Here is a 17,001-nt window from a genome sequence, read left to right as displayed (position 1 = left end):
TAAAGGTTTGGTCGGTTATCTTTCCGCTATAAGGATTCCCTTAGAGCAAAGAGATAAGCTGGCTTACATCATGCCACCCATACCGCCCATGCCACCCATGCCGCCCATGTCAGGCATCGCTGGTGCGTCTTTTTGCGGTAGGTCAGTAACCATTGCTTCAGTCGTGATCATCAGACCCGCAACCGATGCTGCGAACTGTAGCGCAGAACGAGTTACTTTCGTTGGGTCTAGGATACCCATTTCTAGCATGTCGCCGTATTCGCCTGTTGCCGCGTTGTAACCGTAAGAGCCTTCACCCGCTTTCACGTTGTTCGCAACCACTGAGTCTTCCTCACCTGCGTTCTTCGTGATTTGACGGATTGGCGCTTCCATTGCACGTAGTGCAACGCGGATACCAACGTTTTGCTCTTCGTTGTCACCCGTTAGGTGAGCAATCTTAGATGCCGCGCGGATAAGTGCAACACCACCACCAGCAACAACACCTTCTTCAACCGCTGCACGAGTTGCGGCTAGCGCATCTTCTACACGGTCTTTCTTCTCTTTCATTTCAACTTCAGTTGCTGCACCAACTTTGATTACTGCAACACCGCCAGCCAGTTTCGCTACGCGCTCTTGTAGTTTCTCTTTGTCGTAGTCTGAAGTTGCGTCTTCGATTTGTTGACGAATTTGAGCTACGCGGCCAGAGATCATCTCTTCTTCACCGATACCATCGATGATAGTCGTGTTTTCTTTCGTGATAGAAACACGCTTCGCTTGACCTAGATCTTCTAGTGCTACTTTTTCAAGCTCTAGACCGATTTCTTCAGAAATCACAGTACCGCCAGTTAGGATAGCGATGTCTTGTAGCATTGCTTTACGACGGTCACCGAAGCCAGGTGCTTTCACTGCTGCAACTTTCACGATGCCACGCATGTTGTTGACAACCAATGTTGCTAGCGCTTCGCCTTCTACATCTTCTGCGATGATAAGCAGTGGACGAGACGCTTTCGCTACAGCTTCTAGCGTTGGAAGAAGTTCACGAATGTTTGAGATCTTCTTATCAACTAGCAAGATGAATGGGTTTTCTAGATCAACACTGCCTGACTCTTGGTTGTTGATGAAGTAAGGAGATAGGTAACCGCGGTCGAACTGCATACCTTCAACTACGTCTAGCTCATCTTGTAGCGCCTGACCTTCTTCAACAGTGATAACGCCATCACGGCCCACACGCTCCATTGCTTCAGCAATGATGTTACCTACGCTTGCGTCTGAGTTTGCAGAGATAGTACCAACCTGTGCGATCGCTTTCGTGTCGTTACATTCAACAGAAAGCTCTTTTAGTTGCTCTACTGCTGCTGCTACTGCTTTGTCGATACCGCGCTTAAGGTCCATTGGGTTCATACCCGCTGCGACTGCTTTTAGACCTTCGTTTACGATAGATTGTGCTAGTACTGTTGCTGTTGTTGTACCGTCACCTGCCGCGTCGTTTGCTTTAGACGCAACTTCTTTAACCATTTGTGCGCCCATGTTCTGGAATTTATCTTCCAGTTCAATTTCACGCGCTACTGATACACCATCTTTCGTGATAGTCGGTGCACCAAAAGATTTGTCTAGAACGACATTACGTCCTTTAGGACCCAGTGTTACTTTTACTGCGTCAGCCAGAACGTTTACACCCTCTAGCATTTTAACTCGTGCGTCATTACCAAATTTAACGTCTTTAGCAGCCATCTTTGATTTCCTTTCTAAAATTCTTTGTGTGTAATTTCGTAATTGAATCTGAGCAAAAAATTACTCAATGATTGCTATTATTCAACGATCGCCATGATGTCGTTTTCAGACATGACAAGCACTTCTTTACCGTCGATTTTTTCAGTTTTTGTACCGTAACCTTCAGCGAAGATAACAGTATCACCAACTTTAACGTCCAGCGGCAGTACTGTGCCGTTTTCTAGGATGCGGCCTTTACCCACAGCTAGAACAACACCGCGAGTTGATTTTTCTGCAGCAGAACCAGTCAGAACGATGCCACCAGCAGACTTAGATTCAACTTCTTTACGTTCAACGATAACTCGGTCATGTAATGGACGAATGTTCATCGGTCGTCTCTCCTGAAAATTTCCATGTTTATTTGATAATTGTCCTTAGGGACTGTAGCCCCAGACACGTGATCCCTATATAAGGGGTCGAAGCAGCGATCCCAAGGGGGTGGCACAAAATTTTTGTGACTTAGTTAAAATAACGAACAACTAAGCAACGGTTTGCGTTCGAAATGCTCACTCGCCCGGCATCTCGCTTTCTTGTATCCTTGCAGTTTGCTCACCACATAGTTGTCATACATGCAGGAAAATAACAAGCTGGAACCCCAAGCGACCGATAAGCATGGTTTGTTGACCGCACCTATTCCTGAAACGCTGCGGAAAATGACCGTCCCCATGACCATGGGCATGATCGCGATTTTGATGTTTAACTTGGTGGACACGTTTTTTATCTCGTTGCTTGGTACTCAAGCACTAGCGGCGATCAGCTATACCTTCCCTGTAACCTTTGCGGTTAACTGCATCACGATGGGAATAGGGATGGGTCTATCGACCAATATTGGTCGCTTACTTGGACAAGGTCACGCCCCACAAGCCGCTCGGTTTACCACTCACGGTTTGTTGTTAGCGGTGTTACTCGTGGCTATCGCCTCTTCGATTGGCTTTGCCACTATTGCACCACTGTTCCGCTTTCTTGGCGCAGCCGACGACCTAATTCCACTCATCGAAGAGTACATGCAGGTGTGGTATCTCACCATTCCATTGTTGGTGATCCCAATGGCGGGCAATAGCGCGATACGAGCATCTGGGGATACAAAAACACCTGCCAAAATCATGATGTTGGCGGGCTTGATTAACGGCATGCTCGATCCACTACTGATCTTCGGACTTGGCCCATTCCCCGAGCTTGGCATCCAAGGGGCGGCAATAGCCAGTGCTTTTAGCTGGTTAGGTGCACTATGTGGCTCATTCTATGTGCTAGTTAAACGCGAAAAGTTGCTCGCTCAACCCCAATGGTCCTTGCTGAAACAAGATTGGCAGCAAACGTTAAAAATCGGCACTCCTGCCGCACTGTCGAACGCGATGAATCCATTGTCCGGTGCCATTCTGATGATGCTGTTATCCAACCACGGTACGGCAGCAGTTGCGGCTTACGGTGCGGCGCAGCGTATTGAGTCTATTTTGATCCTAGTCTTGATGTCTCTGACCTCAGCACTCACGCCATTCATGGCACAAAACTTAGGGGCGAAAAACCCTCAACGCGCCTTTTCCGGCTTATTTATCAGCATGCGTTTTGCGGTGGTGTTCCAAGGGTTTATCTTCTTGATGATGGTGCCATTGAGTATTCCTCTAGCGGCATTGTTCTCGCAGGAAGAAGCAGTTAAAAATCTGCTGTGGCATTACCTGCTTGTGGTGCCGTTCAGTTATGGTTTTCAAGGCATTGTGATGATGTTAATCAGTGGTTTGAATGCGATGCACAAACCATTACGAGCATTCCAATGGAGCTTTATGCGTCTGTTCGTGTTTACCCTGCCATCAGCATGGATCGGAAGCCAGATTTACAGTATTGAAGGCTTGTTTATAGGTATCGCTGTGGGGAATACGTTAGGTGGCCTACTGGGCTATATGTTTGCACTGCGCGAACGTAAATTGACGCTCATTGAACAGAGCGGCGCTTCGTAAGATTCTGTCCGATCCCTCAGCTTCCTTTGGCTGATACTCAAATACAAAAAAACCGCGGAAAGCCGCGGTTTTTCTTTATCTATTTCAAACTTGCTTAGAACAGTTCTTCAGCAACTTTGTATAGATCGTTGCGTACTGGACGCTTCATGTTTTCGATCGCGTCGATGATGTCGTGGTGAACAAGTTGCTCTTTCACGATACCGACACAACGACCACCATGACCTTCGATCAATAGGTGAACAGCGTAGTTACCCATACGAGATGCTAGAACGCGGTCAAATGCCGTTGGACGACCACCACGTTGGATGTGACCAAGTACTGTTGCACGAGTTTCACGACCTGTCGCCGCTTCGATGTCACGAGCCAGTTCATTGGCATCCATCATTAGCTCAGTCAACGCGATGATTGCGTGTTTCTTACCTTTTGCGATGCCGTCTTGGATGTTGCTGATCAGCTTGTCTTTGTCTAGACCAGTTTCTGGAGTGATGATGTACTCACAACCACCCGCGATTGCAGACATCAGAGTTAGGTCACCACAGTGACGACCCATGATTTCTACAATTGAAATACGTTGGTGAGATGAAGAAGTATCACGTAGACGGTCGATTGCATCGATAACTGTGTTTAGTGCACTTAGGTAGCCCACTGTGTAGTCAGTACCAGCGATATCGTTGTCGATTGTGCCTGGTAGACCGATACATGGGTAACCCATTTCAGTCAGTTTCTTCGCACCCATGTACGAACCGTCACCACCGATCACGACTAGCGCATCGATACCATGTTTTTTCAGGTTCTCAATCGCTTTTTCACGCACTTCCACTTCTTTAAATTCAGGGAAACGTGCAGAACCTAGGAACGTACCACCTTTGTTGATCACATCTGAAACGCTAGAACGATCTAGCTTCTCGATGCGGCCTTCGTATAGGCCTAGGTAGCCGTCGTACACACCGAATACTTCCAATCCCTCGGATAGTGCTGTACGTACTACGCCGCGTATCGCCGCGTTCATACCAGGTGCGTCACCGCCACTTGTTAAAACACCGATCTTCTTAATCATGCTCACCCTCGATCTTTGGCAATCAATTATTTAATTTTCTTTTAGGCCCCTTGTTACCAAGCAACCTGCATAATCCAGAACTGTGCGTTATGTTACATTTCCTCTACAGGATTACCAATGAAAACGCACTTTTTTATGTAACTTTTCTACTTATGTAAGAGTATTACAGTTTCTCTATGAAACTTTGTTGATTCACATCAGGATCACGAATCTTAATAAGTATTGATGGAAAGATAGTCAATAAGTGCCTGTTTGTCGTCAGGCACTTATGGATTTTTCGAGCCCTACCAATCTTGCGCTTTTTGCTCTTTCTCTGGCCCAAAAACGACAGACAATGGATCTTGATGGATCAAAACATCCGCATCAGGAAACAAAGCTAAAAGGTTTTCTTCAACTTTATCGGCAATATAGTGCGCTTCGATTAAACGTAAGTTATCGTCTAGCTCCAAGTGCAACTGAATAAAGCGTGTCGGCCCTGACATACGGGTGCGCAGTTGATGAACCCCAAGAACCCCTTTCACATTCAAACATTCATTACGGATTTGCTCCAATTCGGAATCCGGTAGCTTTCGGTCTAATAACGTCTGAATCGCTTCGCTGACCATTTTGAAGGCGCTGTAAAGAATGAAGACACCAATGCCAATCGCAAACACCGCATCCGCTTGCGTCACGCCAAAGTAGCTGAGTCCCAGAGCCACCATGATCGCAGCGTTCATATACAAATCAGTCTGATAATGCAGAGAATCCGCCGCGATTGCTTGGCTCCCTGTCACGCGTACCACATGTTTTTGGAACATCACCAAGCCAAGTGTGACCACAATCGCAAACAGCGATACATAAACACCGAGCTCCGGCGCATGCAGTGCGTGTGGACGGAAAAATCGGTCAATCCCGTTCAGGATCAAAAATACCGCCGACCCCGAAATAAACATCGCCTGAGCCAAGGCCGCTAGAGACTCAGCTTTACCATGCCCAAACGTATGTTCGCGGTCTGCTGGTTGTAAGGCATAACGGACAACAACGAGATTTACCACCGACGCGGCGATATCCAACATTGAGTCGATCAGTGATGCCAATAGGCTAACTGAGCCGGTTACCCACCACGTGATGACTTTTACAATCAAGAGAAGAGTCGCCACAATAGTTGCAGTCCAAGCTGCGGTCGTCACTAAACGTGCATATTGCTGTTTCATAATCAAAGAGTTAACTCAAACCATACGTTGAGTATATTGAATGCCCATGAAATAACCAGATCAAAAAGAGGCAACCAATGGCTGCCTCTTTGTATAACATCAATTCATGACTTAATTATTGCGGTATTTTTCCATGCGCTTATGCATTCTGTCGCCACACTCTTGCATGCGTTCATTTTGCAACTTCACAAACTCTGCTTTTTGTTCTGGCGTTAATACGCTCAGCATTTGGTGCTTTCTTTCTAGCATTTGCACACGGTACTCAGTTTGGCGCTCAACCATTTCTTTTGCTAATGCGGTCGCTTGCGCTTCATCAAAACTATCCGCTAGTAAGAGTGACTGCATTTTTGCGTGGTGTGCTTGTCGCTCAGCCATACGGGCTTCGCGATTTTCAGAATATTTGCCTTTCATCTGTGCGCGGTTTGCTTCACGGAAAGACTTAAGCTGATCTTTTTGAGCATCCGTCAAATTCAAATCACGCATAATGCCGCGGTCCATTCCCATGCCACATTCATCACGCGGGCCTTGATGATGGTTTTTACCACCGTAAGCGAATGCGCTTGCTGCGCCGAGAGTAAGAGGTAGAACAACAGCAGCTAACACAAGTTTTTTTGCAGATTTCATAATTTGATTCCTTACACAGGTGAGTGATTCTTCTGAGCTGTTCTCACAGCGCTTGAGTATAGAATACGACCCACTAGGTAAAGCGACGTATAGGGAGCGTAAAGAATCGTAAAGAGTGATTTTTACCCTCTTCGCAGCACATCATTCCAATGTAATATTAAGCTATCGGTAACTTACTATAGGTGCCCCCATGGCAAACATTCTTTTAATTGATGACGATATCGAGCTAACCAGCTTATTAAAAGAAGTACTCAGTTTCGAAGGATTTGACGTCAGCGAAGCAAATGATGGCGAAGCAGGCTTAGCCGCGGTCAATGATAAGATTGATTTGATTTTGTTGGATGTCATGATGCCGAAGCTAAATGGCATGGAAACCCTTAAACGCTTGCGTGAAAACTGGGAAACTCCTGTCTTGATGCTGACCGCTAAAGGGGAAGAAATTGACCGCGTGATCGGTTTAGAGCTAGGCGCGGATGATTATTTACCGAAACCTTTTAGTGACCGTGAGCTGTTAGCTCGTATCCGTGCGATCTTACGCCGTACCAGCAGCACACAGAAAAACACCAAAAACAGCGATTGCATTGAGTATCAAGAGCTCCGTCTTTACCCAGGTAAACAAGAAGCATACTGCGATCAACAGTTGCTCGATCTCACAGCAACCGAGTTTGCTCTGTTGACCCACTTTGTGCAAAACCCAGGACAAGTGCTAACTAAAGAAACATTGAGCCTAGATGTGCTTGGTAAACGACTCGCTGCTTTTGATCGCGCGATCGATATGCATGTTTCGAACTTACGTAAAAAATTACCAGATCAGAGCAATGGCAAGCCGCGAATCAAAACCCTGCGTGGTCGTGGCTATATGCTGCTTGAGGAGGATTAATGCGCCTATCACGCATCAAACTGCCAAACATCAATAGCTTGTATGGACGCATCTTTGCCATTTTTTGGTTCACTATGTTATTGGTGTTGATAGCCGTGCTATCACTGCCACATTTGGACCCTCGCAAAGCTCGCGACATTCCAGAAGAGCACTATAAACGTATGGTAGAAACGCGTGACGCAATCCAACAAAAATACCGTCAGCAAACTGATTTAGGTCGAATACTATTTCGTATCGAGGGTAACCGTCACGGTAAGCATGACCCTCGTCCGCGCGTATTTTTTTCTGACTACAGCGGTAATGTTCTTACGACAGAAAAACGCAGTAATTTCCAATTACGTGCCATGCAAAACTTTGTCACCAGTATCGAAGATTACAACCAGCCAAAGCAGAAACTGTATGGTCGATACATGATTGCAGGTCCAATCCCGATAACTTTGGCTGGCTCCGATATCTTGATGTATGTGGGCTTCAAGTGGAATGAGCCACCACCACTACTCTTGCGTCTGTTTGATCACCCATTCCAGCTGTTGCTCGCGGTCATGCTGGTTAGTACACCATTGCTGTTATGGCTTGCCTGGGCACTAAGTCAGCCAGCGCGTCGTCTTGAAGCCGCCGCTCAACGTGTGGCGAAAGGCGAATTTGTCACAGACCCAAATTTAGAAAAAGGCACGGCAGAGTTTCGTCAGGCTGGCAGCAGCTTCAACCAGATGGTCGAGGCGGTTAATCAAATGATTTCAGGACAACAACGCCTGCTATCCGATATCTCTCACGAGCTGCGCTCACCTTTAACTCGTCTACGCATGGCAAGCGCATTAGCAACGCGTAAACAAGGCGAAAGCCCAGAACTGACTCGTATCGATACCGAAGCGCAGCGCTTGGAACAGATGATCAGCGAATTGCTTGAACTGTCTCGCATGCAGGCGAACAGCCATATGACTCGCGAAACGCAGCCACTGGAAAGTTTGTGGGAAGAGATCATTAAAGATGCGCAGTTTGAAGCTGAGCAAATGGGTAAGCACCTACACTATTCTGAACTGCCAAAACGAAGTATCTCCGGCAATCCTAAACTGCTGATGAGTGCGGTGGAAAACATCGTTCGTAACGCCATTTATTACGGGAAAGATGAGGTGCAAATCGACATCAAGGCCGATGATGATACGCTGCATATCACGGTTGATGACAATGGCGAGGGCGTTCCTGAAGAAGAATTAGCCGCGATTTTTCGCCCGTTTTATCGCGTTTCGACTGCCCGCGATCGCCACTCCGGCGGCACGGGTCTCGGCCTAACCATTACCGAAAGTGCCATCCGCCAGCACAGTGGAACGATCGTCGCCAGTCGAAGTCCGTTAGGCGGATTGCGCATGAGTATCACCTTACCTATCAATCGTTAACTTCAAGCCGATGAGCTAACAGTAAGCCACACCCTATTTCTAGAGTGAGAGATTCACGGCTTCATCTTCACTTTAGAAATTGGGTGGGAACGCCTTCGAATACCCTTACAAAGATCAAAGTTGATAATAATTATCGTTAGCATTAAAGTGAATTTTCCAATTAAGGAGGATTTACTATGTCACATACATTTCCCACTCTGCCTTACCCGTACGATTCACTAGAGCCGTACATCGACGCGAAAACCATGGAAGTGCATTACAGCAAACATCACAAGACTTATTTCGATAAGTTCGTAAGTGCCGTTGAAGGGAGCGAGCTCGAAACTCAGTCATTAGACGAGATTTTTGGCAATATATCCAAGCTCAGCCCTGCAGTGCGTAATAATGGCGGCGGCTACTACAACCACATTATCTATTGGAATTGCATGTCACCAAACGGTGGCGGTGAACCTCAAGGCGCGCTTGCTCAGGCAATTAACGATAAATTTGGTAGCTTTGCGCAATTTAAAGAAGCGTTTGCCCAAGCCGCGATTAATACCTTTGGGTCTGGCTTTGCATGGCTGATCGTAAAAGATGGAGAGATTCACATTACGTCCACCAGCAATCAAGATAACCCTCTGATGGATGTAGTGGATGTACGCGGCGAGCCAATTCTCGCTCTTGACGTGTGGGAGCACGCGTATTACATCAGCTACCAAAACCGTCGTCCAGAATACATTGATGCATGGTGGAACGTCGTTAATTGGCGAGCGGTTGAAGAAAATTACGCTCACGCTCTATTATAAAGAGCATCGATACTTACGGTATTAGCGTCCGCGCTAATGACTGCTTTCATACCCAGGTCAATCTTGCTGAATCTCGCATATCTTGCTGACTTGGGTATATACTGCCCCTCTATTTGACCAACTCTATTTCAATACCATGTTTGATATCGCTTTATACGAACCAGAAATCGCGCCGAACACCGGCAACATCATTCGACTTTGTGCCAACTGCGGTGCAAACCTTCACTTAATTGAACCTCTAGGTTTCGATCTTGAAGAGAAGAAAGTCCGCCGCGCTGGTTTGGATTACCATGATTTAGCTCGCGTAACGCGTCATAAGAACTATCAAGCATTCTTAGAATATTTAGAGAAAGAGAAACAAGGTAACTACCGATTGTTTGCCTGCACCACCAAAACCACAGGTCACCACGTTGATGCACAATACCAAGCAGGTGACGTATTGATGTTTGGTCCAGAAACTCGTGGCTTGCCTGCTGAAATCATCGATAGCTTGCCAATGGAGCAGCGTATCCGCATTCCAATGATGCCAGATGCGCGCAGCCTAAACCTTTCGAACGCCGTTGCGATCATTGCTTTTGAAGCATGGCGTCAAATGGGGTTTGAAGGCGCGTTGTAAGCACCACGAATTCCAAACACAAAAAAGGGCGCTTAGTGCGCCCTTTTGTTTTCTTTACTCTCTGACTCAATCAGTTGAGCTTGTTGCGATCATCATCGTCTTTACGCTCGTATTCCCCTTCAAAGGTATTGCCATCGTCTGACTGGGAATTAAATGGGTCACGGCGGAACGGGTCTTGCTCAAATGGCCCTTGGTTAGAGAAACCACCTTGGAAGCCACCACCATGCATGGTTTTCACCACCATTTTACTCATCAAGTATTTGGCAATCGCGGCGCGTGGCGCAGGAAGCAACACCAGCATACCAAGAGCATCGGTCATAAAGCCCGGTGTTAACAGCAGCACGCCAGCCACCGCTAGCATTACGCCTTCAAAAATTTGCTGGGCTGGAATTTCACCTTGTTCCAGACGCCCCTGCACCGACATCAGAGTTTGGATGCCTTGGCTGCGCACCAACGATGCACCGACAAATGCCGTGATTAATACTAATGCGATAGTCGGCCATAAACCTAAAAAGCCGCCCACCTGAATAAATAAGCCGATTTCAATGATCGGGACAAAAATAAACGCCAATAATAAGATAGGAAACACACGCCCTCCTTTGTTTAATTCAGTGTAATGGTAAAAGCGGACTAAGCTCAAACGAATCGTTGTAAAAAAGCGTGTTCATACTGGTCTCTTCCTACGCAGAAAAAGTGGTAGTGGAGTGTTTCATTCAATTGCATACCGATTTTTTCGTGCTTTTAAAGTGCTAATTTCGAACTCTAAAAACCCATGTTTGTCGAGGAAAATCGAGTACCCATAAAGGGTTATTAATAACCCGTTCATACTTTGCAAATTATTGACTCATGAAAAACGAAAAAGGTGATCTAGTTACTATTTTTATGCGCTAGGTGCAGTATCATGTGCCACATAAGTCAGGACGGATTTTCCAGCCAAAAATTCTGATGAATGGATTCTAGATTGCAGAAATGGCTAATAAATAACTTTATTATCAGAATTATCATCTAAGGATCCTGCTATGGCTACCCTATCTGATGCTCCAAAAACAGCAAACCCAGCCACTCGTATTGAAGAAGATCTATTAGGTCAACGTCATGTCCCTGCAGATGCGTACTACGGTATTCATACGCTACGTGCGATCGAGAACTTCAACATCTCTAATATGACCATCTCTGACGTACCAGAATTTGTACGCGGTATGGTAATGACCAAAAAAGCAGCGGCGTTGGCAAACAAAGAACTTGGTGCGATTCCAAAAGACGTTGCAAACTACATCATCGAAGCGTGTGATTTGATCCTAGAAACTGGCAAGTGCATGGATCAGTTCCCATCAGACGTATTCCAAGGTGGTGCGGGCACTTCAGTGAACATGAACACGAACGAAGTGATCGCAAACGTTGCGCTTGAGCTAATGGGTAAAGAGAAAGGTCAATACGAATTTGTTAACCCAAATGACCACGTAAACAAGAGCCAATCAACCAACTGTGCGTACCCAACGGGTTTCCGTATCGCGGTTTACAACAGCGTACACAAACTAATGGAAGCAATTGAGTACCTAAAAGGCGCATTCGAACTTAAAGCAATTGAGTTTAAAGATGTACTGAAAATGGGTCGTACTCAGCTACAAGACGCGGTACCAATGACTGTAGGTCAAGAGTTCCACGCTTGGGCAGTAACACTAAACGAAGAGATTCGTGCTCTAGATTACACCTCTAAACTACTCCTAGAAATCAACCTAGGCGCAACCGCAATCGGTACAGGTCTAAATACACCGACTGGCTACCAAGCTCTTGCAGTAAAACACCTAGCGGAAGTAACAGGTCTTGACGTTGTTGCGGCAGAAGACCTTATCGAAGCGACTTCTGACTGTGGCGCATACGTAATGACGCACAGTGCACTAAAACGTCTAGCGGTGAAACTATCGAAGATCTGTAACGACCTTCGTCTACTTTCTTCTGGCCCTCGCGCAGGTCTAAATGAGTTGAACCTACCTGAAATGCAAGCAGGTTCTTCAATCATGCCAGCAAAAGTAAACCCAGTTATCCCAGAAGTAGTAAACCAAGTTTGCTTTAAAGTTCTAGGTAACGACAACACGGTTTCTTTCGCAGCAGAAGGCGGTCAGCTACAGCTAAACGTAATGGAACCAGTTATCGCACAAAGCATGTTTGAGTCTATCTCTCTACTACACAATGCGTGTGTGAACCTACGTGATAAATGTATCGACGGCATCACAGTCAATAAAGAGACTTGTGAAAACTACGTTTACAACTCAATCGGTATCGTCACTTACCTAAACCCATACATCGGCCACCACGAAGGTGACATCGTAGGTAAGATTTGTGCGGAAACCGGTAAGAGTGTTCGCGAAGTTGTGCTAGAGCGCGGTCTGCTAACCGCAGAAGAGCTTGATGAAATCTTGTCAGTAGAAAACTTCATGCATCCAACTTACAAAGCGAAACGCTACGAGTAATAACTAATTCGAAGGGGGCCACTCAGGCCCCTTTTTTAGGCTCTCATACGGTTAACCACATTTTTTATATGCTTTTATTGCCACTAGGCAACTGGGTTCTAATTCTCTGAGCATTTACTCCTGTTCCTGAGTGTTCAAAAAATCAGAATCAAATAAAAACTAAAGAGGTATCAATATGGTCATGGTCGAACTCTTCGTGGTTCTGCTCTTCATCTATTTGGGGGCTAGAATCGGCGGTATCGGCATTGGTTTTGCCGGTGGTGCTGGGGTCATTGCGTTGTCTTTGATCTTGGGCGTACCAACAAGCCAAGCTTACATTCCCGTTGACGTAATTTTAATCATCATGTCGGTCATCACGGCCATCGCAGCAATGCAAGTGGCTGGTGGTTTAGACTGGATGGTGCAAGTTGCTGAAAACTTTTTGCGCAAGCATCCTGAGCGCATCACCTTTTATGCGCCTATCGTAACTTACCTAATGACATTAATGGCGGGTACTGGCCACACGGCATTCTCTACTTTGCCAGTAATTGCAGAAGTCGCGAAAGGTCAAGGTGTACGCCCTTCTCGTCCTCTGTCTATTGCGGTTGTCGCATCGCAAATCGCGATCACTGCCTCGCCAATCTCAGCGGCTGTTGTAGCGTTTGCGGCAATGCTGCACCCATTTGGCGTTGACTACCTAACACTACTAGCAATCTGTATCCCAACGACGTTCATCGCGTGCATGATCGGTGCGTTCGTGGCGAACTTCATGGGCTGTGAGCTAAAAGACGATGCTGAATACCAAGAGCGTCTAGAAAAAGGCTTAATCAAGCTAAATACAGAAGCAAAACGCGAAATCCTACCAACAGCGAAGAAAGCGACGTTCATCTTCCTAGGCGCAATCGCATTCGTAGTGTGTTACGCAGCAGCAATTTCTGGCTCTGTTGGCCTTATCGAGACCCCTGCTCTAGGTCGTAACGAAGCTATCATGACGGTAATGCTAGCAGCCGCGGCAGCTATCGTAATGAGCTGTAAAATCGACGCTGGCAAAATTCCAGCCGCAGCAACATTCCGCTCTGGTATGACAGCGTGTGTGTGTGTTCTTGGTGTGGCATGGTTAGGTTCTACGTTCGTTAACGCGCACGTTGACGGCATCAAAGAAGTCGCTGGAGCACTACTAGCAGACTACCCATGGATGCTAGCGCTTGTTCTATTCTTCGCGTCTATGCTGCTTTACTCGCAAGGTGCAACCACGGTTGCGCTGATGCCAGCAGCACTTGCTATCGGTGTGGCACCACTAACCGCCGTTGCATCTTTCGCAGCAGTAAGTGCGCTATTCGTACTGCCAACTTACCCAACGCTTCTAGCAGCGGTTGAGATGGACGACACGGGTTCAACGCGTATCGGTAAGTACGTATTCAACCACCCATTCTTTGTACCTGGTGTGGTAACCATTGCTTCTGCGGTAGCACTTGGCTTCGCATTCGGTGGTCTACTGATCTAGTGGAAACAGAGTCTTACTCGGGGAGCTTCGGCTCCCTTTTTTATTGCCTGTCGTCTTGAATTATGCTCAATAAATCTTCATTTTCATGAAACTTATTGACTCGCCTCCGGGTCTGATTGAGTTACACTAACGGCAATTATCTAAGATGAATTGACTCTTTTATGCGCGCATTACTTTCCGTTTTACTCTTAGGGCTTATTACCTTTTCCACTCCGTCTTTGGCCTTGTTTGGCAAAGACCAGTTTACCAATAGCCAGAACAACAGTTTTGGTAGCAGCAGCGACAGCTTTGTTCCGGTCGATCAGGCATTTCCGTTTAATTTCTACCAGCAAGACGACAAATTGATGCTCGATTGGCAGGTACGCGATGGTTATTACCTGTATCAAGAGCGTTTATCTGTGTCTGGTGAGAACATCTCACTGGGCGAACTGCAAATGGAAAACGGCACGCCACATAAAGATGAATTCTTTGGTGATGTGCATATCTATACCACACCACTATTTGTCAATATCCCACTGAGTAATTGGCAAGAGGGCGCACGTGTCATTGTGCAATATCAAGGCTGTGCGAAAGCGGGCTTCTGCTACCCACCAGAAACACGTGAGATTCCAATCAGCGCGTTTTCTTCATCCAATTCCGACACCGTAGCACCGACTGGCAAGGCACCGACGACAGAAAAAGTACAGCCAGCAACAAAACCAACCACCACTTCAGTACCAGTCAGTGAGCAAGATAGCTTAGCCGCGAATCTAGCCGACAAGTGGTGGACGCCGTTGTTGTTTTTGGCACTTGGTGTGGGTCTAGCATTTACCCCTTGTGTGCTGCCGATGTACCCAATTTTGACCAGCATCGTGCTTGGCAGTGGCAAGCTGAGCCAACGTCGTGCGCTTGGTTTGTCATTTGTTTACGTACAAGGCATGGCGCTGACTTACACGCTGCTCGGCCTTGTAGTGGCGTCTGCGGGTATGCAGTTCCAAGCGGCGATGCAACACCCTTATGTGCTGATTGGTTTGAGTGTACTGTTCATCGCATTAGCTCTGTCGATGTTTGGTCTGTACTCATTGCAGTTACCAAGCAGCGTGCAAACGTGGCTGAATAACTTAAGTAACAAGCAGCAAGGTGGTAGCAGTGCTGGCGTGTTTGCAATGGGGGCAATATCTGGCTTGGTTTGTTCTCCGTGTACTACCGCCCCACTCTCTGGTGCGCTGCTTTACGTCGCACAAAGTGGCGACTTACTCACTGGTGGGGTCGCCCTTTACGCGCTGGCGATGGGCATGGGGATTCCGTTGATCCTTGTGGCGGTATTTGGCAACAAGTTGCTACCAAAAGCCGGCGGTTGGATGGACCGCGTGAAAACGCTGTTCGGCTTTATTCTGCTTGCTGCGCCTATCTTCTTATTGGAACGCATCATGCCAGAAATGTGGTCAACAATTCTGTGGTCAACACTGGGCATCGCTGCCTTTGGTTGGCTGTATCATGTGAAAAACAGCTTGGAGTTTGGTGGCTGGAAACAAAGCGCCGTTGGCATCATCGCCGTATTGGGTTTGCTCGCGTCAGCACAGCCAGTATTAAATTACTGGTTTGGTAATAACGCAACGCAAGCTCAACAAACTTCCGTAAGCTTTACACGCATTGCCAATGTTGCAGAGTTGGAAGAACAACTAGCGCTAGCCAAAGCAGCTGGCAAACCTGTGATGCTCGACTTCTACGCCGATTGGTGTGTGGCGTGTAAAGAGTTTGAGAAGTACACCTTCCATGATCCAAGCGTCGAAGCCAAGCTAAAAGACTTTGTTCTTTTGCAAGCTGATGTAACCAAGAACCAAGTGCAAGATATTGAGTTACTCAAACACATGAACGTACTTGGCTTGCCAACCATCGAGTTCTGGGATGCGAATGGCGAACACATTTCAAACGCGCGTTTAACCGGCTTTATGCAAGCCGAGCCTTTCTTAGAGCACATCCAACAATTCTGATCATCAGATATTCAAACGCCAGTGATGACCACTGGCGTTTTTTATTACCCAGATTTGAATGAGAAAATTGCGCTTATATGCAATTTTCCTAATAAAAGTCGATTTGGTTCAGACTTTTAGCGAATAAATATTGTCCACTCTCTCAAAGCTGGACAATAATAAATTTAACGAAATAGTCAAAAGTGTTTAACGTCATGGATTCGACCTACACCATCATCATTGCAGACGATCACCCACTCTTCCGTAATGCCTTGTTTCAATCTATCCACATGGCAATCAGTGGGGCAAATTTGCTTGAAGCGGACTCACTCGACGCACTACTGGCTTTGTTAGAGCGAGAAGAAGAGCCAGATTTGGTGCTACTGGATCTCAAAATGCCAGGAGCAAATGGTATGTCTGGCTTGATTCACTTGCGAGCAGAACACCCAGACTTACCAATCGTCGTCGTCTCGGCTAGTGAAGAGCCAGCGATCGTGACACAAGTGAAAAGCCATGGTGCGTTTGGTTTTATTCCGAAATCGAGCGATATGCGCGAATTGGTGAATGCGCTCAATCAAGTGCTCAATGGCGACCCGTATTTTCCTGAAGGGCTGATCACCAATAACGCGGCATGTAATGACTTAGCGGAGAAGATTGCCGCGCTAACGCCACAGCAATATAAGGTGTTGGGGATGTTGTCAGATGGCTTACTGAACAAACAAATCGCCTACGAATTGAATGTTTCAGAAGCCACCATCAAAGCGCATATGACGGCGATTTTCCGCAAGCTCGGTGTAAAAAACCGCACACAAGCCGTCATCATGCTAACGGAGATGAACGACTAG

15 protein-coding genes are annotated in these 17,001 nt (G+C 46.7%); 9 read left to right on the top strand and 6 right to left on the bottom strand.

What is annotated here, in order from left to right; translation table 11 throughout:
- Nucleotides 1–63: 63 nt before the first annotated feature.
- Together groL and R2S67_RS20385 are read right to left on the bottom strand one after the other, a co-directional pair.
- The gene (gene groL / locus R2S67_RS20390) at nt 64–1,710 is read right to left on the bottom strand and encodes a chaperonin GroEL (RefSeq protein ID WP_005381509.1); all 1,647 of its coding nucleotides are present in this window, start codon (nt 1,708–1,710) and stop codon (nt 64–66) included.
- A 77-nt stretch (nt 1,711–1,787) separates the two neighbouring features.
- A complete protein-coding gene (locus R2S67_RS20385; protein WP_005381516.1) occupies nt 1,788–2,078 on the bottom strand; it encodes a co-chaperone GroES in 291 nt (96 codons plus the stop codon).
- 240 nt (nt 2,079–2,318) lie between these two features.
- Here R2S67_RS20385 and R2S67_RS20380 point away from each other — a divergent pair, with 240 nt between their 5' ends.
- A complete protein-coding gene (locus R2S67_RS20380) occupies nt 2,319–3,701 on the top strand; it encodes an MATE family efflux transporter (protein WP_046874656.1) in 1,383 nt (460 codons plus the stop codon).
- 94 nt (nt 3,702–3,795) lie between these two features.
- Here R2S67_RS20380 and pfkA read toward each other — a convergent pair whose 3' ends face one another.
- The 3 genes from pfkA to R2S67_RS20365 all read right to left on the bottom strand — a co-directional run bounded on the left by pfkA (nt 3,796) and on the right by R2S67_RS20365 (nt 6,575).
- Nucleotides 3,796–4,758 (bottom strand): 6-phosphofructokinase, encoded by a 963-nt coding sequence (gene pfkA / locus R2S67_RS20375; protein WP_005397529.1) that lies wholly within the window; start codon nt 4,756–4,758, stop codon nt 3,796–3,798.
- Nucleotides 4,759–5,042: 284 nt separating this feature from the next.
- On the bottom strand, nt 5,043–5,951 hold the full coding sequence (gene fieF, locus R2S67_RS20370) for a CDF family cation-efflux transporter FieF (RefSeq protein WP_005397530.1): 909 nt from the start codon (nt 5,949–5,951) through the stop codon (nt 5,043–5,045).
- A 111-nt stretch (nt 5,952–6,062) separates the two neighbouring features.
- Nucleotides 6,063–6,575, bottom strand: coding sequence for a CpxP family protein (locus R2S67_RS20365; RefSeq protein WP_164667055.1), 513 nt, complete (start codon nt 6,573–6,575; stop codon nt 6,063–6,065).
- Nucleotides 6,576–6,765: 190 nt separating this feature from the next.
- Between R2S67_RS20365 and R2S67_RS20360 the strand changes: the two genes are divergently transcribed.
- The 4 genes from R2S67_RS20360 (at nt 6,766) to trmL (ending at nt 10,250) form a co-directional block, all read left to right on the top strand.
- The gene (locus R2S67_RS20360; protein ID WP_005397534.1) at nt 6,766–7,455 is read left to right on the top strand and encodes a response regulator; all 690 of its coding nucleotides are present in this window, start codon (nt 6,766–6,768) and stop codon (nt 7,453–7,455) included.
- Nucleotides 7,455–8,849 carry an envelope stress sensor histidine kinase CpxA gene (gene cpxA / locus R2S67_RS20355; protein ID WP_053807755.1) on the top strand — a complete coding sequence of 465 codons (1,395 nt, stop codon included), beginning with the start codon at nt 7,455–7,457 and terminating at the stop codon, nt 8,847–8,849. Before R2S67_RS20360 ends, cpxA begins: the two co-directional genes overlap by 1 nt.
- Nucleotides 8,850–9,025: 176 nt before the next feature.
- Entirely contained in the window at nt 9,026–9,634 is a 609-nt protein-coding gene (locus R2S67_RS20350; RefSeq protein ID WP_317346833.1) for a superoxide dismutase, read from the top strand.
- A 136-nt stretch (nt 9,635–9,770) separates the two neighbouring features.
- Nucleotides 9,771–10,250, top strand: a complete 480-nt coding sequence (gene trmL / locus R2S67_RS20345) for a tRNA (uridine(34)/cytosine(34)/5-carboxymethylaminomethyluridine(34)-2'-O)-methyltransferase TrmL (RefSeq protein ID WP_005382381.1) — start codon at nt 9,771–9,773, stop codon at nt 10,248–10,250.
- Nucleotides 10,251–10,320: 70 nt separating this feature from the next.
- Here the strand turns inward: trmL and R2S67_RS20340 are convergent, their stop codons facing one another.
- The gene (locus R2S67_RS20340) at nt 10,321–10,839 is read right to left on the bottom strand and encodes an FxsA family protein (protein ID WP_053807754.1); all 519 of its coding nucleotides are present in this window, start codon (nt 10,837–10,839) and stop codon (nt 10,321–10,323) included.
- A gap of 430 nt (nt 10,840–11,269) precedes the next feature.
- Between R2S67_RS20340 and aspA the strand changes: the two genes are divergently transcribed.
- From aspA to R2S67_RS20320, 4 genes are all read left to right on the top strand, one after another.
- Nucleotides 11,270–12,721, top strand: coding sequence for an aspartate ammonia-lyase (gene aspA, locus R2S67_RS20335; RefSeq protein ID WP_005397540.1), 1,452 nt, complete (start codon nt 11,270–11,272; stop codon nt 12,719–12,721).
- 175 nt (nt 12,722–12,896) lie between these two features.
- Nucleotides 12,897–14,204: an anaerobic C4-dicarboxylate transporter gene (locus R2S67_RS20330; RefSeq protein ID WP_317346832.1), complete on the top strand. Its 1,308-nt coding sequence runs from the start codon at nt 12,897–12,899 to the stop codon at nt 14,202–14,204.
- Nucleotides 14,205–14,365: 161 nt separating this feature from the next.
- Nucleotides 14,366–16,177, top strand: coding sequence for a protein-disulfide reductase DsbD (locus R2S67_RS20325; protein ID WP_317346831.1), 1,812 nt, complete (start codon nt 14,366–14,368; stop codon nt 16,175–16,177).
- A 194-nt stretch (nt 16,178–16,371) separates the two neighbouring features.
- Complete coding sequence (locus R2S67_RS20320; RefSeq protein WP_005397542.1) at nt 16,372–17,001, top strand: response regulator; 630 nt, start codon at nt 16,372–16,374, stop codon at nt 16,999–17,001.

Source organism: Vibrio sp. T13N, assembly GCF_032970445.1.
Taxonomy (GTDB): Bacteria; Pseudomonadota; Gammaproteobacteria; order Enterobacterales; family Vibrionaceae; genus Vibrio; species Vibrio diabolicus.
Note: the sequence above shows the minus strand (reverse complement) of the source record. Positions and strands in the feature narration are given on the sequence as shown.